The organism is Chryseobacterium sp. JJR-5R (assembly GCF_034047335.1).
Classification (GTDB): domain Bacteria; phylum Bacteroidota; class Bacteroidia; order Flavobacteriales; family Weeksellaceae; genus Chryseobacterium.
In genome coordinates, this window is record NZ_CP139137.1 from 3,586,429 (window position 1) to 3,611,857 (window position 25,429).

The 25,429-nt window shown below is 39.3% G+C and carries 14 protein-coding genes and 2 tRNA genes; 8 read left to right on the forward strand and 8 right to left on the reverse strand.

Translation table 11 applies throughout. The features are described 5' to 3' along the window. Positions 1–120: 120 nt before the first annotated feature. The 3 genes from SD427_RS15800 to SD427_RS15810 all read right to left on the reverse strand — a co-directional run bounded on the left by SD427_RS15800 (position 121) and on the right by SD427_RS15810 (position 2,934). A complete protein-coding gene (locus SD427_RS15800) occupies positions 121–1,092 on the reverse strand; it encodes a deoxyhypusine synthase family protein (protein WP_320558758.1) in 972 nt (323 codons plus the stop codon). A gap of 392 nt (positions 1,093–1,484) precedes the next feature. Next, positions 1,485–1,877, reverse strand: coding sequence for an alternative ribosome rescue aminoacyl-tRNA hydrolase ArfB (gene arfB, locus SD427_RS15805; protein WP_320558759.1), 393 nt, complete (start codon positions 1,875–1,877; stop codon positions 1,485–1,487). Between the two features lie 40 nt (positions 1,878–1,917). Then, positions 1,918–2,934 (reverse strand): AMP-binding protein, encoded by a 1,017-nt coding sequence (locus SD427_RS15810; RefSeq protein ID WP_320561051.1) that lies wholly within the window; start codon positions 2,932–2,934, stop codon positions 1,918–1,920. A gap of 97 nt (positions 2,935–3,031) precedes the next feature. Between SD427_RS15810 and SD427_RS15815 the strand changes: the two genes are divergently transcribed. Both SD427_RS15815 and SD427_RS15820 read left to right on the forward strand, forming a co-directional pair. Further along, positions 3,032–3,102, forward strand: a tRNA-Gln gene (locus SD427_RS15815). 121 nt (positions 3,103–3,223) lie between these two features. Beyond that, a tRNA-Gln gene (locus SD427_RS15820) sits at positions 3,224–3,294 on the forward strand. A gap of 390 nt (positions 3,295–3,684) precedes the next feature. On the opposite strand, the gene SD427_RS15825 is transcribed toward SD427_RS15820, so the two are convergent. Next, entirely contained in the window at positions 3,685–3,975 is a 291-nt protein-coding gene (locus tag SD427_RS15825; RefSeq protein WP_320558760.1) for a helix-turn-helix transcriptional regulator, read from the reverse strand. A 190-nt stretch (positions 3,976–4,165) separates the two neighbouring features. On the opposite strand from SD427_RS15825, the gene ccoN reads away from it, so the two are divergent. The 5 genes from ccoN (at position 4,166) to SD427_RS15850 (ending at position 15,960) form a co-directional block, all read left to right on the forward strand. Beyond that, the gene (ccoN, locus tag SD427_RS15830) at positions 4,166–6,445 is read left to right on the forward strand and encodes a cytochrome-c oxidase, cbb3-type subunit I (RefSeq protein WP_320558761.1); all 2,280 of its coding nucleotides are present in this window, start codon (positions 4,166–4,168) and stop codon (positions 6,443–6,445) included. A 19-nt stretch (positions 6,446–6,464) separates the two neighbouring features. After that, complete coding sequence (locus SD427_RS15835) at positions 6,465–7,349, forward strand: cbb3-type cytochrome c oxidase N-terminal domain-containing protein (protein WP_320558762.1); 885 nt, start codon at positions 6,465–6,467, stop codon at positions 7,347–7,349. A 292-nt stretch (positions 7,350–7,641) separates the two neighbouring features. Then, a complete protein-coding gene (locus tag SD427_RS15840; protein ID WP_320558763.1) occupies positions 7,642–12,678 on the forward strand; it encodes a translocation/assembly module TamB domain-containing protein in 5,037 nt (1,678 codons plus the stop codon). Further along, positions 12,678–15,005 carry a BamA/TamA family outer membrane protein gene (locus SD427_RS15845; RefSeq protein WP_320558764.1) on the forward strand — a complete coding sequence of 776 codons (2,328 nt, stop codon included), beginning with the start codon at positions 12,678–12,680 and terminating at the stop codon, positions 15,003–15,005. Before SD427_RS15840 ends, SD427_RS15845 begins: the two co-directional genes overlap by 1 nt. A gap of 10 nt (positions 15,006–15,015) precedes the next feature. Further along, positions 15,016–15,960 (forward strand): YihY/virulence factor BrkB family protein, encoded by a 945-nt coding sequence (locus tag SD427_RS15850; protein ID WP_320558766.1) that lies wholly within the window; start codon positions 15,016–15,018, stop codon positions 15,958–15,960. Between the two features lie 56 nt (positions 15,961–16,016). Here the strand turns inward: SD427_RS15850 and argS are convergent, their stop codons facing one another. The 3 genes from argS to SD427_RS15865 all read right to left on the reverse strand — a co-directional run bounded on the left by argS (position 16,017) and on the right by SD427_RS15865 (position 22,535). Next, positions 16,017–17,777, reverse strand: a complete 1,761-nt coding sequence (gene argS / locus SD427_RS15855) for an arginine--tRNA ligase (RefSeq protein WP_320558767.1) — start codon at positions 17,775–17,777, stop codon at positions 16,017–16,019. A gap of 118 nt (positions 17,778–17,895) precedes the next feature. After that, positions 17,896–19,509 carry a SusD/RagB family nutrient-binding outer membrane lipoprotein gene (locus tag SD427_RS15860; protein WP_320558768.1) on the reverse strand — a complete coding sequence of 538 codons (1,614 nt, stop codon included), beginning with the start codon at positions 19,507–19,509 and terminating at the stop codon, positions 17,896–17,898. Positions 19,510–19,529: 20 nt separating this feature from the next. After that, positions 19,530–22,535 carry a SusC/RagA family TonB-linked outer membrane protein gene (locus SD427_RS15865; RefSeq protein WP_320558769.1) on the reverse strand — a complete coding sequence of 1,002 codons (3,006 nt, stop codon included), beginning with the start codon at positions 22,533–22,535 and terminating at the stop codon, positions 19,530–19,532. Between the two features lie 119 nt (positions 22,536–22,654). Between SD427_RS15865 and SD427_RS15870 the strand changes: the two genes are divergently transcribed. Then, the gene (locus SD427_RS15870; protein WP_320558770.1) at positions 22,655–23,239 is read left to right on the forward strand and encodes a ribonuclease HII; all 585 of its coding nucleotides are present in this window, start codon (positions 22,655–22,657) and stop codon (positions 23,237–23,239) included. 262 nt (positions 23,240–23,501) lie between these two features. Here SD427_RS15870 and yidC read toward each other — a convergent pair whose 3' ends face one another. After that, positions 23,502–25,295, reverse strand: a complete 1,794-nt coding sequence (gene yidC / locus SD427_RS15875; RefSeq protein WP_320558771.1) for a membrane protein insertase YidC — start codon at positions 25,293–25,295, stop codon at positions 23,502–23,504. Positions 25,296–25,429: the final 134 nt, after the last annotated feature.

The window sequence follows — 25,429 nt, forward strand, 5'->3', positions numbered from 1 at the left end:
GTGAAGGACACGCCCCAATACATTCTGCTTATACATTTTATTCAACAGAACATAAATAAAAAAGCGCCCGACACTACCGTACCGGACGCTTCTTTATCTAAAGCTTTATTTAGCAGCTAATTAATTTTCCAGAATATATGAGAACATCAAGGGTGCACAGATAGTCGCATCACTTTCAACGATAAACTTCGGTGTAGTGATATCCAGTTTGCCCCAGGTAATTTTCTCATTCGGCACAGCACCTGAGTAAGAACCGTAAGAGGTAGTAGAATCTGAAATCTGGCAGAAATACGACCAGAAAGGAATGTCATGCATTTCCATATCCTGATACAGCATTGGCACCACACAGATTGGGAAATCTCCTGCAATTCCTCCGCCAATCTGGAAGAAACCAACTCCTTTTCCTGCTGAATTTTTGGTATACCAGTCTGCAAGATAAGTCATGTATTCAATTCCTGATTTCATTGTTGTAGCGGTCAGTTCGCCTTTGATACAATAAGAAGCGAAAATATTCCCCATCGTAGAATCTTCCCAGCCCGGAACCACAATCGGAAGGTTTTTCTCAGCGGCTGCAATCATCCATGAATTTTCTCTCGGAATTTCATAATACTGTTCCAGAACACCGGAAAGAATCATCTTGTACATAAATTCATGCGGAAAATACCGTTCTCCTTTAGACTCAGCATCTTTCCAGATTTCAACGATATGTTTCTGCAGCCTTCTGAAAGCTTCTTCTTCAGGAATACAGGTATCGGTTACCCTGTTCAGGCCTCTTTCAAGCAAGTCCCACTCGTCCTGTGCGGTTAAGTCCCTGTAATGAGGAACCCTTTCGTAATGTGAATGTGCTACCAGATTCATCAGATCTTCCTCAAGATTCGCACCTGTACAGGAAATAAAATCCACTTTATCCTGGCGGATCATCTCTGCAAGGATTTTTCCCAACTCGGCTGTAGACATGGCACCTGCCAAAGTGATCATCATTTTCCCGCCTTCTTTAAGATGGGCAACATATCCTTTGGAAGCATCTACCAGAGCTGCTGCATTGAAGTGGAGATAATATTTTTCTATGAATTCTGTAATCGGTTTGTTCATTATGATAATTTTTTGCAAAGATAAAACTTAAAAACGGAATGTAAACGCTGCGCTCAAAGAAACTCGGGTTAAACCTTCTTTCTCTTACTCCCCGAACTCATAGATCTGGCCATTGATGTCCATCTGCGATAAAGTTCCATCTTTAATCCGAGTTTCGGACCAATCAGAATATTTTAAGTTACGGCATACTGATAGGCAAAATTGGCTTCCAGTACTAAGTTAGTGCCTTTCCCTATTACCGGCCCTGTAACTGATTTATAAGAAATTGCCCCTATCCCGAAATCCGTAAAAAGCCCATATGATTACGTAAAACCTTTCAAATAAATTTTAAAATGGGCTCTGAAACCAGGTGACTAAGGATAAGAAACAGAGGAAACACTGAATACATGTTGCTAATATTTAAACTTCCTGTTTTCCTTTTTTTCAGAAATTTTCTTCTTGGTATCCAGTCTTTTCTGTTTCTGGCCTTTTGAAGGTTTTGTGGAAATCCTTTTCTTAGGAATAAACAGAGCTTTATCTACAAGCTCAAGAATTTTTTCAACCGCCTTATTTTTATTGGCCAGCTGTGTCCTGGTTTCGGAAACATTTAAAAAGAGAAAACCTTCAGCATTGATCCTGTTTTTTAATTTATTCCGGATCAGATCTTTCTGTTCTTCACGAAAGAGCTCAGACTCAGCAATATTCCAGAGCACAGTCACCAAAGTTTCAACCTTGTTCACATTCTGCCCTCCTGCCCCGCTGCTGCGGGAAGTTTTAAAGCTGAGCTCTTTTGAAAAATCTTTCATTAGGGTTTAAGAGTAATAAATTACGGGTAAAGATAAATACTTATATCATTTTTTTCAATTCAATCCTGCTTATTTTTCCATTCGGCGTCCTTGGAATTTTCTCAATAAAAATAATGTCTTTAGGCCTGTGAAAGTTTTTCTCAAACTGTATTTCTGAAATCTTTTTAATGATGTCCTGAGATTCCGTACCTTCAACAATAAGTATAATCTTTTGTCCCAATGTATCATCTTCCTGCCCCAAGAATACGGCTTCATTCGGAATCTTTTTCTTAACCAGGGCTTCAAGCTGCTCAGGAAAAATTTTTGCCCCGCCGGAATTGATGACATGATCAATCCTCCCTAAAAACCTGAACTGTTTTTCATTGATTACTTCAACTAAATCATTAGTATGCAAAACCTCATCATTCAGATTGGGCGCATAAATTTTCAGGCATCCTCTTTCATCCTCCGAAATTTCAACAGAATCAAACACCGTAAAATAATCTTCCGCCTGAGGAAAAATCTGTTTGAGGCCGATATGGGAAAGGGTTTCGGACATTCCGTAGGTTTCAAAAATACGGTTATCCTGCGGCAGGCCTTTTTCAGCAATCATCTTTTTTAAAGATTCGGATACGGCTGCCCCGCCGATGATTAGGTTCTCAATCAGGTATAATCTGTCAAGGGAATTCTCCACCTGAAGCGGTGTCATGGCACAGAAATCTATTTTTTCAGTCAATTGTTTCAAGGGGCTGACGGACGGTTCAGCAATAATCAGTTTCAGTTTCCTGGCTACAGACCGTACCACCATCATTTTCCCGGAAATATATTCCACAGGAAGACATATCAGGGCGGTATTTTCTTCTTTCAGCCCCAGAAAATCACAGGTCATTTCTGCAGAACTGATCATTTTCCTTTTCTCGATATCAAAAATTTTCGGGATCCCGGTAGAGCCGGAAGTCTGCACTTTTACGGTTTCAGAATCTGACCACCATTCTTTCAGGAAAAAAAACACTTTTTTTTCAAATTCCGTCTGAGGACATAAATTATTAATTTCGAGATTATTGAAGTTGAGCTGCATATTTCCTGCCATTAAATTGTAATGTAAATTTAAATAAAATTTAAAAATGATTTGCAGATAAAGAAAAAAGCTTTAAATTTGCATCACTAAAACAAACAGACCCATGGTGTAACGGTAGCACTCTGGTTTTTGGTACCATCAGTTGGGGTTCGAATCCCTGTGGGTCTACAAACCATCCTTTTCTGAGGATGGTTTTTGTTTTCTATCATGTTAAGAAAATTTTTAAATTTCCTGAATATTTTTTTGACGGTAAATAAAAAATAGATACATTTGCATCACTAAAATAAACAGACCCATGGTGTAACGGTAGCACTCTGGTTTTTGGTACCATCAGTTGGGGTTCGAATCCCTGTGGGTCTACAAACCATCCTTTTTAAGGATGGTTTTTGTTTTTGTAATGAACAGGAAAAAGATGCAGGAAAATCCTGCACCTTTTTAAAAATCTGAAATAATCTAATCTACAATCGGCTTAACTTACAGCCTAGCAACAGTCTTTTAATTCAATCAACCTTTTTTACTGCTGCTGCTATTTTATCGTTGCTTTTAACTGCTCGATTTCCTTATGCTGAGAAATTGCATATAATGTCAGTTCTTCAATTTTCTGCAATAATTTCATTTGGAAGCCGCCTAAATCTGCTCTGTCCCTGAATCATTTTATTTATTGAAAGAACCCAGGAAGATATATGTTTATAAATTTAAAAAATAAATACTTAAATAGATCTTTTAAAATACAGTATGAAAAAATAATAATTACAAGAGCTCCTTCGGAACCTCAATCCCGCTCTTCTTCATATATTCCACCAGGTCGTGGTACTTGTCTTCAAAATCGTTGCCGCATTTGTGGGAGATGCTGCAGATTTCGGAAGGCCTGATTTCTAAAATAGCGGAGATTTTCGTCAGGATGTCAAGGTTGATTTTTACCTTGGAATTTTCAATATCAGAATAGGCTTTCTGGGAAATGCCCATTTCAAAAGCCATGTATTCCTGGGTGAGATCTTTGCTCCTCCTGATTTTCCTGATATTCTGACCGCAAATTTTCATCCCTTTTCTTTAGTAGTTTTCGGTATATTTTAGAAGTATACCTATTAGCGTTCCACAAAGTTAGTAAATACCTTTGTCAAAACATTACCACGCTACATGATATTTATTTTTAACGGAATTTCAGGCTGATTATTCAAATAAGAACTTCTTTTTCAGGGCAAATATCACTTCAGTACAATACATTGGAATTATGGAGACGCAACAATTTAGTTATGACAACAGCATTGTCAGGGCATTCCTCTATGCGACCATCGCATTCGGCCTCGTCGGTTTTTTACTCGGACTTACGGCTGCCCTCATGCTTTTCTATCCGGAGCTACCGGAATTTCTGTTCGGAACGGATGACACCACAATTAAAAGTCTTTCATCAGGAAATATCCAGGGGCTGATCAATACCCAGGGTGCCTTGGGATTCGGAAGGATCAGGATGCTGCATACCAGTGCCGTTATTTTCGCGTTTGTCTGCAATTCCTTTTTCTGCGGGGCCTATTACAGCCTACAGCGGCTGTTGAAAACCCGGATGTACAGCGATACTTTATCCTGGATCCACTTCTGGACGTGGCAGATCATGATCATCAGCGTAGTGATTACCTTCCTGATGGGAATCAACACCTCGAAAGAATACGCTGAGCACGAATGGCCGATTGATATTTTAATTACCGTTTCATGGGTGATCTTCGGGATCAATATGTTCGGGACCATTGCCAAAAGACGGGTACGGCATTTATATGTAGCCATCTGGTTCTATATGGGAACCTGGATTGCAGTGGCCATGCTTCATATCTTCAATAATCTGGAAGTTCCTTTATCATTCACCACATGGAAATCCTATTCAATTTATGCCGGCACAAAAGATGCGTTGGTGCAGTGGTGGTACGGACACAATGCGGTTGCATTCGTACTGACGACTCCGGTTCTTGGCCTGATGTATTATTTCCTGCCAAAAGCTGCCGACAGGCCTGTCTTTTCTTATAAATTATCCATTATCCACTTCTGGTCACTGATCTTCGTCTACCTTTGGGCAGGTCCTCACCACCTTCAGTATACGGCTTTACCGGCTTGGGCCCAGGCAGTGGGAACAGGTTTCTCCATTATGCTGATCGCTCCGTCATGGGGAGGGATGCTTAATGGTCTTCTTACCTTAAGGGGAGCGTGGGATAAAGTCCGGGAAAACCCGATCCTGAAATTCTTCGTGGTAGCCGTTACCTGTTACGGAATGGCCACTTTTGAAGGGCCGCTGCTCGCCACCAAATCCTTAAATAAAATCGGGCATTATACCGACTGGGTCATCGGGCATGTACACATCGGAGCATTGGGCTGGAACGGTTTTATGGCATTCGGCATCGTCTACTATCTGATCCCAGTGATGTGGAGAACACCGATGTGGTCTAAAAAACTGGCCAACTGGCATTTCTGGCTGGGAACATTAGGAATCATCTTTTATGCGGTTCCGATGTATATCTCAGGATTTACCCAGGGATTGATGTGGAAGCAGTTTAACCCGGACGGAACCCTGGTTTGGAAAAACTGGCTGGATACGGTTACGGCTATTATCCCTTATTACAAAATGAGATTCTTCGGAGGTTTCCTTTATCTGTCAGGAGCCATCTTAATGGTGATAAATGTTATCAAAACCATCAAAGCCGGATCATTCCAGAAAAATGTTCCTGCAGTAGCACCCGCTTTGGCGCATGTAGGAAACGGAAGGAAAGAAGGCGAAGGCGTTCACCTGTGGATCGAAAGAACACCAAGGCTCATGGCCATATTGGCTTTGATCACCATCGCCATCGGAGGCCTGGTAGAAATCATCCCGACTTTGACTTTAAAGCAAAGCGTTCCGACCATTACCGCCGTAAAACCTTACTCTCCACTGGAACTGGAAGGAAGAGACTTATACATCCGGGAAGGCTGTAATGCCTGCCATTCCCAGATGATCAGGCCGTTCCGTGACGAGATAGTAAGGTTTGAAGGGAAGAACGGACAGTATTCCAAAGCAGGAGAATTCATCTATGACCGGCCATTCCTCTGGGGATCAAAAAGAACAGGCCCGGATCTTCAGAGAGAAGGCGGGAGGAACCCGGACTCCTGGCACTTCAAGCATATGTACAACCCGAGGATTACCTCTGCCGGATCTATCATGCCGCGTTTCCCATGGCTGATCACAAATAAACTGGATAAAGAGCAGATGGTAAATAAAATGAAGCTCATGAAAAATTATTTTGATGTCCCGTATACAAAAGCCCAGATCGATTCTGCCAACCAATGGGCAGGCCACCAGGCAGAAGGCATTGTAAAAAGAATTTATGCCGAAGCCACGGATGTGAAGCAGCAGGTACAAACAGATAAGGCTGCAAAAGGCAGTGCATTCGTACCGCTTGAGCAGAGAGAAATTATCGCCATGATTGCCTATCTGCAAAGACTGGGAACTGATATTAAGACTACACAGATCCGGACTGCGAGTGCAGAATAATTTAAATCCATTCATTCATATGAAAACAAGAACTCCCGTTTCCGTATACATCCTGGTCACTGTTGGTTTAACCATTATGGCGTTTGAAATGTTCGCGCCCGGTTCAGGGTATTTTTATTCTCCTTTTTTCTGGGGGCTGATGGCCATTGCCGTAATCCTGCTTCTCATTGTAAATGCTATCGGAGACCTGATTGAGAACCACAACTTCACCCGTTTATCAGATGAAGAAAAAGCACGGTATATCAAAGACAAGAGCACGCCGTATTTTCAGAAACTCTGGAACTCGGCGTTTAAGAAACAGCCGGCTACGGAAGAAAAAGATATCCTGATTGACCATGGTTTTGACGGAATTACGGAACTTGATAATTCCTTGCCAAAATGGTGGGTCGGCCTGTTCTACTTCGGATTTATTTTCTGTGCAGTGTATATGGCGGCATTTGCGTTCACAGATTATGCCCATCCTGAAGCTGAACTGAACGATGAAACCAAAGTCATGCTGGCTTCCATTGAAGAATTTGAAAAAACCGCGCCTCAGGTCACCCTGGAATCTGCAAAATACAATGCAGACTATATATCCGAAGGTCAGGAGCTTTTTAAAACCAATTGTGTCACCTGCCACGGAGAAGGGGCAAAAGGAGGAATCGGGCCGAACCTGACGGATATCCATTGGATCAACATCAAGGAAAAAAGCCTATTTAAAAATGTCTTCTGGATGCTGGAAAACGGTTCACAGAATAACCCTGCCATGCGTCCCATGATCAGGGAAGGGACCATTACAGGAAGGGATGCGGAAAAAATAGCTGCCTATATTTACCACATCAACCAGGAAACCGAACCTGTTACCCCTGCCCAGGGCGGTGCCGTTCCGCAGGGAGAACCTGTACGGTGGGAAAACGGAAATTAACAAATTATTATTTCAGCATATTTTAAATTGTGCCATACCCCCTTTTAAACACTGAACTTATATTGAATTTTCATTTTTGCTAAAACCTTTTCAACATAGATAAAAATGATAAAAGGGGGTTTTTAAACAACTCAAATCCGGTCTTTGGCTGTCTTCATCAACTCATTCACTAAATAGTTATTCAACTAAATTCCATAACAGGCAGCCAAGGCAGGATTTTTGCACTCACAAAGGGTACCACAACAGATCATTAGTAAAATTAGTATTATATTTGTTCTAAACCCAATCACTCTTGAAACTGAAATTTAACAAAAGAAAATTCTTTAAGCGTTTTGCAATAACCATTGTATCCATTCTGGTTTTTCTTACGCTGCTTATCCTTAGTTTAAGACTTCCGGTCGTCCAGAATTTTGTCAAAGACAGGCTGGTAGTATATCTGGAGAAAAAAATCAAAACAAAAGTAAGCCTGGAACGGGTTTACATAGCATTCCCTAACAGCCTTGTTATGGAAAACCTGTATTTAAAAGGCCAGAATATCGATACGCTTTTAGCTGTTAAAAAGCTGGATGTAGGGCTAAACATGATGAAGCTGATCAGCTCAACGGCAGACATCACATCAGTGGACCTGGAAGGTGCCAGGGCAAATGTGGTAAGAAAACCTGACGGGACTTTCAATTTTGATTATATCCTGGATGCTTTTGCAACGAGTGATAAAGAAGAGAGTACATCAAAGCCTTTTATTATTTCCCTGGATAAAATCAATCTGAAAGACATCGGTATTACTTTCAATGATCAGCAGTCAAGAAATGACATCAATCTTTACTTCAAGTCTTTTGATACAAGGGTAAAAACTTTTGATCTCCAGAACAATGCCTATGCAGTGGGTGACATCAATCTCGACGGGCTGAAACTAAAGCTGAAGCAGGACCTTATAGAGGAAGTTTCAAAAAAAGTAGAGAAAAAAGTAGATTCCCTGAATAACAAAAAGCCCATGCAGCTTGGTTTAAGAGGGATTAAACTGACCAATTTCAATATCGACTACGGAGATGACAATACCAAGACCTTTGCTAAAGTCCTGTTTAAAGAACTGAGTACGAAAGTAAATAAGCTGGATCTGGAAAATAATGCCTACAGTGTAGAGCATGTGGTTCTTTCAGGCGCTGATATCAATGCCAATCTTTACTTGCCGGCCCAGAATGCCAACCCGCAAGAAAATAAAGAGCCAGAAGTTTCCAAGAATTCCGATCAGCAGAAGGCCTTAAGTTTACTGCTCGGGAAACTGGTTTTCAATGACGTAAAGGTAGCCTACAACAATACAGCAGTTGCTCTGACCCGCCAGGGAATGGATTTCAACCACCTGAATTTTTCTAAAATGAATATTGAGGTAAAGGGCTTTAAAATGCAGAACAACACCTTTGCAGGAACGGTAAATTCAGCTGAAATCCAGGAAGCCAGAGGCCTGGATATCCAGAAATTTAATACCGATTTTGTATACAACGAAAAGGAAGCTTATCTGAAAGACCTTTATCTTCAGACCCCGAAAACGGTTTTGCGCGATGAAGTAGTCCTGAACTATAATTCTATTGAACAGCTCAGCTCAAACCTGGGCGCGGTAAAAATTTCAGCGGATATCAAAGATTCAAAAATAGGATTCTCTGATATTCTGAACCTGGTTCCTACCCTGCGCAATACAGCCCCTTTCAACAAATACCCGAATGCTGTGCTGAATGTAAATGCCAATGTAAAAGGGAATGTTAATGACCTTCTGATCAATAATCTTAAAGTTTCGGGATTAGATCAACTGAGGGTCGCTGCTTCAGGAAGGATCAGGAATGCCATGAACCCGGATAATCTCTATTATGACCTGAAAATTGCAGAATTATCTTCATCCGCCAGAACAATCTTTAATCTGGTTCCGAAGAATACCATCCCTTCCAATATTTCACTTCCTTCCAATATGAGTATTAAAGGAACGGCAAAAGGCACCACGAAAGTAGTGGATGCCAATCTGAACCTCTACTCTACCCTCGGCAACGCAGCTGTTATTGCCAAGCTGGATATGCGGAGAAAAAACCGTGAACTGTACGAGGTGAAAGCAAACCTTCAGGGATTACAGATCGGGAAAATTATTCAGAACAAAGATATCGGAACCGTTTCCGTACAGATTTATGCGAAAGGAGAAAGCTTTGATTTTAAAAATGCCAATGCTGATCTGAGAGGCCATGTTGCTTCCGCCGTTTATAAAGGATACCGGTACCAGAACATGAATTTAACCGGAAAAATAAGAAGCGGCAACTACCATGTTATATTGAACTCTAAAGATCCGAATGCCAATTTACAGTTAACAGCTTCCGGAGTTTACAATGAAAAGAATCCTACCGTAAAAGTTAACGGTAATATCAATAAATTAGATCTTAACAGGCTCGGGTTCTATAAAGACCCAATGATCCTTGCCGGAAAAATAGACGGTGATTTTACCAGCCTGGATCCTGATAACCTGAACGGATACCTGAACCTGAAAGACTTTGCTTTTTCGGACAGCAAAGAAGTATACCCGATACAGGAAGTCAACCTTAAAGCTTCTTCCACCAATGATTCCACAAATATCATTTTCAATTCTCAGATTGCAGATGTGGAGCTGAGAGGCAAATATAAGCTGACCCAGATTTTCGGAGCGCTGTCACAAACAATTAATCAGTATTACCAGTTCCAGAAGCCTGCGAAAAGCCAGAAAATACAGGCTGGACAGTTTTTCACCTTTAATGCCAAAATTAAAAATGATGACCTGATCCGGAAATTCGTACCGGAACTGAAAAGTTTTGAGACCATTAATCTTACCGGAAATTATGATGCGGATTCACAGAAAATAGAAATTGACGGACAGATCCCACGGGTGATGTATGGCGAAAATTCCGTTGAAAACGCTGCGATCAGGGTAACCAATGAGAACCAGGCCTTACAGTATAATCTGAATGTAGCCGCATTGAAAAGTGCAAGTTTTGCGTTAAATAAAGTGAATATCGGCGGAGATGTTGCGAACAATATCATCAATTACAACATTACGACCAAAGATGAAAAAGATGAAACACAATTCCTGATTGCCGGGAATGCAAAATCGCTGAACGACATCACGGAAATTTCATTGAATCCGGACGGACTGAAATTAAACTATACGGACTGGACTGTTGGAGAAGGCAATAAAATCCAGATCAGCAGCAAAGGAATCCTGGCGGATAATTTCAGGATTTCAAACGCAGGCAGTGAGATCCTCCTGCAGTCTGAAACCCAGTCGCCGAATGCGCCACTTAATGTATCACTGAAAGATTTCAAAATCGAAACCATCACGGAACTGATTAAAAAAGACACCGTGCTGGCAAGAGGTACCATCAACGGAACCGCACAGCTGCGTGACCTGACGAAAAAAATGACCTTTACGTCTGACCTGAATATCTCCGACTTAATTGTCTACGGAAGCCCTGTAGGGAACCTTGCCGTAAAAGTAAACAATACATCATCTAATCTCTTAAATGCAGATATTACGTTATCCGGAAACAACAATGATGTAAAGATCCTGGGAGATTACAATACTTCATCAAGCACCTTCGACCTGAATATGGCTATTAACCAGCTGCAGATGAAATCTGTACAGGGCTTCTCCATGAATGCCATTACCAATACGGAAGGATACATTTCCGGAAACCTGAAAATTACCGGTACTACCACGCAGCCTAACATTTTAGGTAAAGTGAAATTCAATGATGTAGGACTGGAAATTGCCAAAACCGGAAGCGATTTCAGGAAACTGAACGACGATATTGATTTTACCAGCCGCGGAATTGAATTTGATGATTTCAAAATCAATGACAAAGACGGGAATTCCCTGGTAATCGACGGACAGGTACTGACACAGACCTACAGGGATTTTGGATTCAATCTTGATCTCAATGCCAAAAATTTCAAAGTGGTAAATTCTGAAAAATCAAATGATGCCATGATGTACGGAATCCTTGCGATCGATGCCGGATTACGCATCAGAGGAAATCTTGATTTGCCGAAAGTAGACGGCAGGCTTGCTGTTACCGACAATACGGATTTTACATTTGTGCTTCCCCAGTCTTCCCCCACTTTACAGGAAAGAGAAGGGATTGTTGAGTTTATCGACCAGGACCAGATTGCCCTGACTAAAACGGTAAAAGCAGACTCTTTAAACAGCCAGACCCAGATTAAGGGGATGGACGTAAGTGTAAACATAGAATTAAGCAAAGAAGCCAAACTTTCTTTACTGATTGATAAAGCCAGCGGGGATTTTGTGAAACTTCAGGGGGAAGCGGAACTGACAGGCGGAATTGATCCATCCGGAAAAACGACATTGGTAGGGGTTTATGAAGTGGAATCGGGAAGCTATGAAATGACGGTAAGCGTATTAAAACGTAAATTCGATATTGAGAAAGGAAGCACCATTACCTGGACCGGAGAACCGACTACTGCGAACCTTAACATTACCGCAGTGTATAAAACCGAAACTGCACCATTTGATCTTGTCGAGCAGCAGATAAGCGGGGAAAGTTCAGGAATACTCAATCAGTTTAAGCAGAGAATCCCTTTCAATACATTATTGAAAATGAACGGCGAACTGCTGAAACCGGTAATTACCTTTGATATTACCACCGATGAAAAGAACAATGCCGTTTCTTCCACCGTTACAGATATCGTAGATCAGAAACTGTCTCAGCTGAGAACCCAGGAGTCTGAAATGAACAAACAGGTGTTTGCCCTATTGTTGTTAAACAGGTTCATCGGGGAGAATCCGTTCCAGTCCGGAGCCGGACTTTCCGGAGAGATGATGGCAAGGCAGAGTGTGAGCAAAATTCTTTCCCAGCAATTGAACAATCTGGCTTCTGACCTGATTAAGGGAGTTGATCTTAACTTTGATCTGGAATCTTCAGAAGATTATTCTACAGGAACACAGAATACGAGAACTGATCTTAATGTGGACATCAGCAAAAAGCTGCTGAATGACCGACTTAAAGTTTCAGTAGGAAGTAATTTCGGCCTGGAAGGTGAATCCCGCCAGAATGAAAGCACGACCAATATTGCGGGCGACGTAACGGTAGATTACAGCCTTTCCAAAGATGAACGGTATATGCTCCGCGCCTACCGTAAAAATGAATACCAGGTTGCCCTGCAGGGCCAGATCGTAGAAACAGGGCTTGGATTTATCATCACCTTGGATTATGATAAGTTCCGTGATATCTTCCGGAAATCTAAAAATAACAAGCAGAAAGAACCTAAAAAGAACAAGCAAAACCAAGTTGTAGAATTTAAATAATGAGAAAAAATTATCAGACATACTTCAGATATATACTTACATGCGGGATGGCTTCGGTAACGCTTTCGTGCAGCAACACAAAATACCTGCAGGAGGGACAGATGCTGTATACCGGGGCAAAAATCAAGATTGAAAATGACACCCTTTCCAAAAATGAAAAGAAAGATCTGCAGGCTGCCCTGGAAGCCAATCTTACCCCTAAGCCCAATTCATCTTTCTTAGGATTAAGACCAAAGCTGTTCTTTTACAATATTGCCAAAGAGCCTAAAAAAGAAAAAGGCTTCAATTACTGGCTCAAATATAAAATAGGTGAAAAGCCTGTTCTGTTAGGTGATGTAGACCGCGAGTTTAACAAGGAGATTATTGAAAATTATTCTGAGAACAAAGGTTATTTCAATGCAGCGGCTACCTATGATACGGTATCAAAAAACAAAAGGGCACAGGTTATTTATACGGTCAGGCCGGGCGCAAGATACCTGATCAGCAATGTAAAATTCCAGAAAGATTCTTCTGTAGTAAATCAGGAAATCCAGAATATTACGGATAAAACCTTTCTGAAAAGAGGAAATCCGTTTGATCTTGATGTCATTAAATCCGAACGGCAGAGAATTGACAACAGCTTAAAGGAAAAAGGGTTCTATTATTTTCATCCTGATAATCTTATCATTCAGGCCGACAGTACGGTGAGCAAAAACCACAAAGTAGAGCTTAATGTAAAACTAAAAGATAATACGCCTGACCTTTCTACCCAGCAGTTCAGTATTGATAAAGTGGTGGTTTTTCCTAATTACAACATCCAGGATGTAAGGCAGGGGAAATACAGCGTCCCGATGGATCCGGATTCGCTTCAGAAATATGCCCATAATGATATTTATGTAATTGACCCGCAGCATAAATTCAAGCCGAAAATTTTCGACAGGGCGCTATACTTTAAAAGAGGGGACCTTTACAACAGGACCAACCATAACCTTACCCTGAACCGGCTGATCAGTTTAGGGGTTTTCAAATTCGTGAAAAATGAATTTGTGGTTTCAGATTCCCTGCAGCATAAATTTGATGCTTATTACCTGTTAACGCCGCGGGAGCTTCAGTCTCTCCGCCTGGAAGCCCTGGGAAGAACCAACTCTGCAAATTATGCAGGAAGCGAACTGAACCTCAACTGGACCCACAGGAATTTTTTCAGAGGTGCGGAACAGTTTAAGGCTTCTGTGTACGGAGCTTTTGATGTACAGATCGGCGGGCCGGAAAATGCCAAAAATATATTCAGGGCCGGAACCAATGTCCAGCTTTCCATTCCGAGAATTGTAGCACCGTTCCGATTCAATTCTTCAAGTGCATTTGTACCGAGGACCAATATTACATTAGGTTATGAATTCCAGAACCGTACAGAATATTATACGCTGAATACATTCAGCGGTTCATTCGGCTATGTATGGAAAGAAAATGTAAGGAAGGAACATGACCTTAAGATTCTTGATATTACGTATGTTTCTCCGGCTAATATCACGCCGCTGTATGATTCTCTTTCCCGGAAGAGCGATGCGATGCGAAGAGTGGTGGAACGCCAGCTGATCTTCGGGCCTACCTATTCTTACACGTATACCAATACCATGCTGTCGAAACCTACGACCATGTATTATAAAGGGACTCTGGATCTCGCCGGAAACCTTACCGGGTTGATTACCGGTGCCAATGTAAAAAAGGACAAAGAGAAAAATATTTTCGGGGTTCCGTTCAGCCAGTATGCCAAAATAGAAAATGATGTCAGGCTGTATCATAAATTCACTGAAAAGACATCTCTAGCCTCCCGGCTTATTGCCGGTGTGGCATATCCGTACGGGAATTCGGAGCATATTCCTTTTTCGAGGCAGTTTTTCTCGGGAGGAAGTAACAGTGTAAGGGCTTTCAGGGCAAGGACGCTGGGGCCGGGAAGTTTTGATCCGCGGACGATCCAGGAAGGGTATTATTTTGATCAGTCGGGAGATATCAAACTGGAGTTAAATGCTGAATACCGGGCCAATCTTTATAAGTTTTTAAATGTTGCAGTGTTTGCTGATGCCGGGAACGTGTGGCTCGTTAATGAAGATGCTGAAAGGCCGGGTGCGAAATTTTCAAAAGAATTTTTGAGTGAAGTGGCTGTGGGAGCGGGAGTCGGCCTGAGACTTGATTTCTCTATCTTAATTTTAAGGCTTGATCTGGCAATGCCTCTTCGTGTACCCTATTATCAAAGAGGCGACCGGTGGGCTTTCGATAAAATCAATTTCGGGGATTCCAGCTGGAGAAGAGACAATCTTATTCTGAATATTGCCATCGGCTATCCTTTCTAAAATTGAATACATGGTAAAAAGTGCAAAATTTTTCTGGGAAACATTAAAGGAAACCTACACGCAATGGAATAAATCCTCAGCATCCAATGACTCTGCAAGCCTGGCATACTATGCTATCTTCTCAATTCCCGGACTACTGATCATCATTATCTGGATCGCCGGCAATTTCTTTGGTCAGGAAGCCATCAGTGGAGAAATCAGCAAGCAGATCAGAGGGATTATGGGCGAAGAAGCCTCAAAAAGTGTCGAAGCTATGATTGCCGGCGCTTTGATTGATAAAGAGAATATTATCATGAAGATTATCGGTATCGGCTCATTGGTATTCGGTTCCACTACGCTGTTCTTTCAGCTTCAACGGAGTTTAAACAGCCTTTGGGACGTACAGGCAGCACCTAAGAAAGCACTGACTAAATTTTTAATGGACAGGGCCAATTCATTGGGAATGATTCTTATTTTAGGATTTTTGCTGATGGTAACGATGATTCTTTCTAATGTCATAAGCTTTTTCAATAACTGGATTACTTCATATTTCGGGTTCGAAACCTATCTGCTGATAGAGTTAATTAATTATGTCATTGGATTTGGAATCGTGATGCTCCTCTTTGCTTTAATGTTTAAAGTACTGCCGGATGTAGAGATTAAATGGAAGCCTGTCTGGAGCGGTGCTTTCCTGACAGCCATTCTGTTTACCCTGGGAAAATTTCTGTTAGGCCTTTACTTCGGAACGGCGCAGCCTACTTCTACTTTCGGCGCTGCCGGAACAGTGATTCTGATTATGATGTGGATTAACTATTCCTGTATGCTGGTGTTCTTCGGCGCAGAATATACGAAGGTCTATGCCCTGAGAAAAGGATATAGAATTATTCCTTCAAAACATGCCAAATGGAGTGAAGCCAAGCTGTATGAAGACAGCATGAAAACCGAAAATAATGAAATGGTCAAGAAAAATTCATAATTTTCAGTATATGCTAAAAGATAAAAAAGCCTTCAGAAATTCTGAAGGCTTTTGTTTTACATTCTGTCTACCGTACCTATTCCTAATAGACGCAGTGACTTTTTTATCGTTTTAGCCGTAAGGTCTGATAAGTTCAGCCTTGCCTGTTTCAGGTTTTCATCCTCAAGCTTCAGGATCGGATTGCTCTGATAAAAGAAATTATAGGACTTAACCAGGTCATATACGTAATTGGCTACCAATGCCGGGCTTAAAGCTTCTGCAGCCTTTTCAACCACTGCTTTGAAGTTGGCAATGTGCATAATCAGTTCTTTTTCAGACTGGCTTAATTCAACAGCTGCGATTTCTTTCCGTTGAAAATTCCCCTTAGCCAGCAGAGACTGAATCCGCGCATACGTATACTGAATAAAGGGTCCTGTATTTCCATTAAAATCAATACTTTCTTCGGGATTGAAAAGCATTTTCTTCTTCGGGTCGACTTTAAGCATAAAATATTTCAAAGCGCCGATTCCTATATTTTCGTAATTATGCTGTTTTTCCTCTTCGGTAAAGCTTTCTAATTTTCCCAGTTCTTCAGACTTGGATTTTGCCATATCATACATTTCCTGCATCAGGTCGTCGGCATCCACCACGGTTCCTTCGCGGGATTTCATTTTACCGTTCGGCAATTCCACCATTCCGTAAGACAGGTGGTACAGCTGGTCTGCCCATCCATATCCCAGTTTTCCAAGAATTTTAAACAATACCTGGAAATGGTAATCCTGCTCATTGCCCACAGTATAGATCAGCTTTTTAATATCGTTTTCTTTAAAACGCTCTACGGCAGTCCCCAAATCCTGGGTCATGTACACGGAAGTTCCGTCCGAACGCAGCAGTAATTTCTGATCCAGTCCTTCATCGGTAAGATCACACCATACCGAACCGTCTTCTTTTCGGTATAGCACTCCCTTATCCAGGCCTTCCTGTATCAGGTCTTTCCCTAAAATATAGGTATTGCTTTCATATTGGACCTGGTCAAAATTCACACCTAATCTTGTATAGGTTTCTTTAAAACCTTCATAAACCCAGGCATTCATTTCATTCCACAGATTTCTTACTTTTTCATCACCATTCTCCCACTCCAACAGCATGTTCTGGGCTTCTTTAATCAGAGGGGCTTCTTTTTTCGCCTGCTCTTCAGAAATCCCCTGACTGATTAATTCAGTAATTTCCTTTTTATATTCCCGATCAAACTTTACGTAGTAATTCCCAACGAATTTATCACCTTTCGTTCCTGTTGCATCCGGTGTTTCTCCTTTTCCGAATTTTTCCCATGCTAACATTGATTTACAGATATGGATCCCCCGGTCATTGATGATCTGCGTCTTGATCACGTCATATCCTGCTTCCTTCAAAATCTGAGCTACGGAGAAACCTAATAAATTATTTCTGATATGGCCCAGGTGAAGCGGTTTATTGGTATTCGGTGAAGAATATTCAATCATTACCGTAGTATTTTTCTTTTCTATGGTGTCAAACTGATCGGCTACCGAGGCAAAATTATCTATAAAAAACTGATTTTTTATTTTAACATTCAAAAAGCCTTTTACCACATTGAAACTTTCCACCAGCTCGGTCTGCTCAGTCAGAGCCTGCCCTAATTCCATTCCGATCGTTTCCGGATTCTTCTTCAGCTGCTTCACCAAAGGGAAAGTGACAACGGTGAAATCGCCTTCAAATTCCGTTTTATTCTCCTGAACCTCCAGATGAATGTCTTTCAGCTGATAGACATTGATGATAACCTCTGAAAGTTTTTCCTCTATTATATTTTTAATATTCATGAGCTGTTATTTTATAAGAGCGTAATGATTGTTTTGTTTAAATTTTTGAAGTACAAATATACGGAAATAAAAAAACCGCCCGAAGGCGGTTTGAATATTAAAATTTGCTTAGCAAAAATTAGTTTTGGTTCCAGAAAGGCGTGTATTGGTTTTTTACAAAAACATCATTACTTGAAATGTTAGGTACATTTGATGAATTACCAACATATTCTGATGTAGGATAAATTAATCTCAATGGCTTGTTTGGCCTTGTAGCGGTAGTAGCTAAAGGAGAAGCTGGATATTTTTGTCCTAATCTATTAAATTCTATATACATTTCTGTTGGATTGCTCTGAGTCAGAAGGATCCACTTTTGCGTCATAATCGCTTCATACTTTTGTTCTGTAGAACCTACCCAACCTAAACCTGGTCGAGTTGAAATTTGCGCAATATAGGTTGCCATATTAATAGCTGTCGTATTACCATTCATAGTTAAACCAGATTGAGTAATAGCACTATTAAATAGTGATTGTCCATCAAAAGAAGGAAAAATTCCTGGATATCTTAAAGCTGCTTCAGCTTTCAAAAGATTCAATTCTGCTAAAGACATCAACAATCCGCCTCTAGCATTACTTTGTGAAATAATAGTTCCAGCGGCAGTAGAATTTGCACCTACCGTATATGGTGACAAACTTGAAACTACATTACTATCATTAGGTGCACCCGGTTGACCAGGAGTTGCTCCTTGTCTTACACCTCTCACAACACCCCCTACAGTAAGAAACAGTCTGACTCTTCTAGGGTCTACAATACCATTATACTTTTGATAATATGTATCCGGAAGACTTAAATTATTACCATTTAACGCAGTTGCTAAATTCTCTGATGCCGTAATTAAAAGATTACGTTGAGGAATATTTCCTGCTGAATTAGTAAAGTATGTAAGAGTAGTAGGATGTAAAGCCGCATCACTTGTGCCTGCATACCCTGGTTTTTCAAATACATCAGCAGAAATAAAGCTCGCAGTGGATAATGTTGCTAATTGCTGATTTCTATATGTAGCCAAATCACCAGTCACATTTGACATTCTCATTAAAAGTTTAAATTTAATAGTATTGGCAAAATTAGTCCAATTTGACATGTTCCCTGCAAATACTATATCAGCTGTACCCATTGCTAAAGCGTTAGCTGGAGCAGCTGTTATCAAAGCTTTAGCAGCATCCATATCTTCAATAAGAGATTTATAAATAGCTGCATCGTCATCATACCTTGGTGTGAGATTTTTCTGACCTTGAAATGCTTCACTATATGGAACATCACCATATAAGTCAACCAAATATTGCATATAGTATGCTTTCATTATTTTTGCTGCTGCAATATAATTATTTTGTCTCTTATCAGAATTTGGATAACTTTCAATATAAGCGAAATTAGCCAAATTTGGATAAATACCATCCCATATACCGCTGTAGAAACTGCTATTTACACTCGATAAAGTATATTCATTGGTAAATGGTCCTCCAAAAGCATAAGAATTACCCGCCCAGCTATTCATCATTATATTACCAAACTCTAACATTGTTGTACCTTGAGTTCTATATGTTTGAGTAATTGCACCCGGGAAAATTAATTGTGGTGTTAGATCTTCCTGATGTACACTGTTAGGATTTTCATTGATATCTAAATAGTCATTACATGAGTTTAATAATACTCCACATGCTATTACAGAAACTAAAAATTTTATCTTTTTCATTTTTTTTATTTAATTAATTATTAAAAAGAAGCATTCAAGCTGAATCCAAATGTTCTTGTAGTCGGATATTGACTTGTGACAGCAATACCTCCAACTCCACCATTTGAAGTTTCAGGATCTGCAAAATTACGATTAGATTTTGCATACCATGCAAAAGCATTTCTTGCATATACTCCAACTGATAAAGATCTTACAAAAGTACTGCCTAATACAGATTTAGGTATCTGATAAGCTAACGAAATTTCTCTAATCTTAAGAGCTGTACCATCTACTACAAATTCTTCACCGACACTAGTTTGATATGCACCTGAAAAATAATTTGCAGTTCCTGCATAAGATGGATCATCTCCCACAGTTGTTGTATTAGGTGTATAAATAGGATTAGTTGCCGTTCCTGTATTTTGTACAGATCCTGGAATAACATATCCTTGAGCGCGATCAAACTCAACTGTTTTTTCTAATGCACCTGCAAAACCTAATAAGCTTTTTGTATCTGAAATAAAGCTATTTCCAGTCCTGTAATCAGCAGTTACTGCTAAAGTTAAACCTTTATATCTAACATTAGTTGAAAACCCTAAAATATAATCTGGAGTAACTTTACCTAAAATTTGATATTTTGAATTAGTTACAGGTAAACCAGTTTGATCTACTATGATATTACCATTAGGGTCTCTCTCATATTTAATACCTTTTATAACAGGGAACCTCTCACCTTTAACAGCAAAAACACCTGCAGGAATTCCATATGCGTCTTGAGTCAAACCAACCTCATCAACACCTGGACCTAAATCTTTAACTAATGATTCATATTTTGAATATGAGCCTCTTAACGACCATTCAAAGTTTTCTGATTTAAAAGGAGTAATACCTAAATCAACCTCAAAACCAGAATTTCTAATATTTCCGATATTGTTAGTTAAAGATACAATTCCTGTGGTAGCAGAAGTAGTACTACCAGTAATTAGATCATCAGTATCAGTTTGGAATGCAGAACCTTCAATAGTTATCCTATCTTTTAAGAATCCCAAAAATATATTTCCCTCCAGAGTTTTATTTGCTTCTGGTTTAATAAATTGATTAGTAGGATTTTTGTTAAGCAAAAAAGATGAATTTAATAATGGATACCCTGTAGGGAAAACTCCTACTTCATCATTATCATAGGCACCAATTACAGCATTACCAGTTACAGTGTAACTTCCACTTATTTTCAGGTAATTTAATACACTATTATCTTTTAACCCATCAAATGCTTTTGTCGGAATGAAGGATACACCACCTGAATAATAAGGAATTCCCTTATTTGAAAAATCAGTAGTTCCCGTTGGTCTTGCACTTAATCTGGAAGATTGCTCAATTCTTCCCGTTAAGTTAACAAATAAATAATCTTTTAATCCTAAATCTACGTTGGCAAAAAATGCATATTGTCTTGAACGTATATATGTATTATTTAAATTATAAGCTGGAGTAGGATTAACGACATTCGAAATATTGTAGAAATATGGAATTCTTAAATTTGTTCCTCCTGCAGACGTAGTAGATGAAAAGTTATCTGTTATATTATTTCCAATATTTGCAGAAAAATTTATATCATTTGTTAAGTCGTACTTAAAATTTAAAATTAAATCTCCATAAAAATTTCTAACCCTAGAACTTTGCTTATTGTAGGCTGATGTAATTGCAGCTACTCCTAATTGTCTTAAAGTTGCACCATCAATACCTGTACCTGGCGCATTAATTATTATTTCATTTGAATTAAATGCATCTGTATGATTTTCAACCTCTTGTCCTGCCATATACAAACTACCATTATAAGTAAGACTAATATGATCATTAAATTCATAACCTAATGATATAATACCAGTTGAAGAAGTAAGTCTACTATCTCCTCTTGAAATATCTCTTAAAGCATAGGGATTATATGCAAAAGAAGTATAGTTACCCGCAAATCCAGAATTTCTAAAATCTCTAATATCTACGTTGGTAGGTGTCTGTAAAAGCTGCGCGTAAAGATTACCATTGGTTTGATGTGTAGATTGGTCAATTATACTGACATTTCCATCCATTCTGAACTTTCCAATCTTCTTACCTCCTTTAAAGAATACTGTATTCCTTTTTAGTTTATCTCCTGGAACAATAAATTCATTTTCTAATCTATCATACGATAAAAAAGTATACGAATCTGCACCTCCTGTGCTTACATTGAATCCGTTTTTAAACTGTATCCCTGTATCAAAAAAGTTTCTAATATTATCTCCTTTTTTAGCACTATAAGTAGTTCTAAGAAATTCACCATTAGCTTGTGGTAATCCTACTTCAATCAACTGACCTCCAATATTTGGATCATTAAAAGCTGGTCCCCAAGCAGTATTTTCATATGGTACCCAATTTGTCCCACCATAATCAACATCAGAATAATCAGCCTCACCAGGATACCCTTGGCCAAATAGTCTTTGTCTAATTGGTAACTTATATGAATTGGTAAATTCTACAGATGAACTTAAGTTTACAGAAATACGCTCAGACCTAGTACCTCTTTTTGTAGTAACAACCAAAACCCCATTACTACCTAATGAACCATATAGTGCAGCACCTTGTTGACCTTTAATAACGTTAATATTTTCAACAATGTCAGGAGGTAATTGATTAAAGACATTCATAGTTGCCACAACACCATCAATTACTACTAACGGATTAGTATCACCACTTATTGATCTAAAGCCCCTTAATATAATTTTTGTAGTAGGGTTTACACCGCTATTTGTAGTATTAATTTGTAAACCAGAAACCTTACTAATAAGAGCTTGACTTATACTTTGACTGGCTGCTTGGTTTAATTCTTTGTCTCCTACAACTTTGTTACTTGAAACGACAGCATCTTGTCTTTTTTTAATACCAAGAGCTCCCGTAACAACAACCTCACGAATATCTTGAGTTCTCAAAGTGTCACTTTGTGTTTGTTGTGCGCTTACTATCCCAAAAGACGCAGTAAGAACTACAGCTAACACACTTGTAGTTAATTTCTTCATATTTAAATTGATTATTTTTTTATTATCTGCAAATATGTAAAACTTTCTTAAAGTAACCAAATTTTTTGTTAAAAATATTTAATTTTACATGTTTTTATATTTTTATATATACCATAATTATGGATTTGTTAAAAAAATGGTCAAATTTTTACGTTGAAGCAGGGTGTGATGAGGTAGGCAGGGGGTGTTTATGCGGGCCTGTGGTAGCTGCTGCCGTGATACTTGATGACAATTTTAACCAAAATTTGGTTAATGATTCAAAAAAACTGAATTTTAAAACCAGACTGAGTATTGACCAATATATTAAAGACCATGTTAAAGATTATGCTATTGCTGAACTGCCTCCCTGTTTTATTGATCAGCATAATATCCTCAATGCCAGCATTCATGCAATGCATCAGGCGCTTGATAAACTAACCATAAGGCCTGAACTGATTTTAGTAGACGGTAACAGATTCCATCCTTATAATTATATTCCTTATGAATGTATTATTAAAGGAGATGCAAAAGTCCTATCGATTGCAGCTGCTTCCATATTGGCGAAAAACTACAGGGACAGGTTGATGATTGAACTCCATGATGAGCACCCGGAATACGGGTGGGATACCAACTTTGGTTACGCCACTAAAAAACATCAGGAAGCGCTCATAAAATTCGGACCTACAAAACACCACCGCCAGTCTTTCAGGTTAAAATATGATTAACAAAAAGGAAAGAAATTATTAATTATATTGAAAGTTCATTTAAATGCAGCTGAAAAGATACGTTTTCACAGACCAAGGCGATTGCGCAGATCCGAATATAATGAAACCGGCTAATCTGCGAGCACATTCCAGAATAAGATTTAAATCTGCTTCAGAAATGTAAAAGTATAATTCCTAAACAGGCTCTACATACCTTGTTAAAGCTACAAATAAAAAGAGAAGCTGTGAGGCTTCTCTTTATGTTTTATGATAAAACTAATTATTATTTTTTCTTTTTCTGCTCCTGGTATTTCTGCTGTTCCTGAGCTTTCTCCATCATCTCCCTCATGCGTTTCTGAAATTTACCTTCAGTCTTTGGCTTTTCCTTATTGGCCTGAATCTGGGCATGAATTTTCTTCTCATCAAGAATGACATATTTAATGACTAGAATAATCAGAATATTAATCGCATTGGATACAAAATAATACCATGATAATCCGGATGCGGAAGTGTTCAGGAAGAACAGGAACGTAACCGGGAAAATATACATCAGTACCTTCATGTTCGGCATGCCTTCCTGCTGGGGCTGCTGCATATTTCCGGAAGTCATGATGGTATAAATTAAAATAACAATGGTACATGCAATAGCGAACACACTTAAATGATCTCCTAAGAAAGGAACTTTGAACGGCAGTTTAATCAGGTCGTCATAAGCCGTCAGATCCTTTGCAAACCAGAAGCCCTGCCCTCTCAAATCGATAAAATTCGGGAAGAAACGGAACAAGGCGTAGAAAATAGGAATCTGTACCAGTGCTGGTAAACACCCTGCCATCTGGTTGACGCCGGCTTTTCTGTAGATTTCCATAGTAGCCTGCTGCTTTTTCATCGCATCAGCATCTTTTAATTTAGCATTGGCTTCATCAATTTCAGGACGGATCACCCTCATCATCGCACTCAACTTATGTTGCTTGTACATGATCGGTGATAAGATCAATTTAACCAGAATGGTCAATAAGAAAATCGCCCAGCCGGCTGTTACACCCCATGAGGAAATGAAGTTATAAATAGGAATAAAGAATCCCCTGTTCATCCATCCGATGAAAGACCAGCCCAATGGCAATATTTCGTCAAAGTTTTTATCGTACGATTTTAGTAACGGTAAATCCAGCGGCATAAAATACCAGGTAAAATCCTGATTCAGTTCATTTCCGGTCATCTGAACAAAACCTTCATAATTCAGCTTTTTCAGATATTCTCCCTCTTCAATATTTTCCTGGTTTCCCTTACTTTGGGTAAATCCGCTTTTAGCCTCGATAACAGAAGTAAAGAACTGCTGTTTTACACCGATCCAGTTCAATGTCTCTTTTTCTTCCTCCATGGTAGTCCTTCCGTCATAATCATAATCCTTGTAATTATTGAAGGCATAAGAAAATTCTGAGTGAGACTGTTCCTGAGCCCTTCCCTTTTCCAGGTTTCTTACATTATAGTTCCAGATAAAGTCAGCCTTGGTATCAGCGGTTACTTTTGCAAGCCCCTGTGTTCTTACTTTGAAATCCAGTCTGTATTTATCCAGCAATGTATATACAAACTGAATGACAGCTCCGTTATAATCAGCAGTCATTGTTACTGCATTGCCGTTAACAGCCGGAGCAAAAACCAAATCTTTGGTATTGATTACTTTTCCTGTTTTATCTTTAAACTGGAACCCGTAGTCGGAATTGTTTTTAGTGATCAGTAAAAGCGGAAGGTCTGCTTTATCTGTTTTATGATCGTATGCTTTGTATTCTGCAAGTTCCACTTTGGAAACCTGGCCACCTAAACCGGCAAACTCAATGTTCAGTTCTTTATTGGAAAGACGAGCGGTCTGGATCGCACCGGGGGTTACATTTGGATTGATATTGCTTGCCTGAGTTGGTTTTACAGGATTTTTAGCCTGTTCGGTTTTCTGTTGCTGAGCTTTTACCTCTTCTTCTTTCGATTGCTTGTTCTGAAAATAAAACATGAAACCAAAAAGAACCAAACATAAAACCGCAAAACTAATCATTTGACTTTTATCGAGTCCGTTGTTCTGTTGCATTTTATCTTAATTAAAATTTTACCTGTTAAATAATATATAACAAACATATGGTTATATATTTTGAGTCGACAAAAATACTGTTTTTTTATCAAAACTCTATACTATAATCTGTTACTATATAATAAACCCAGACT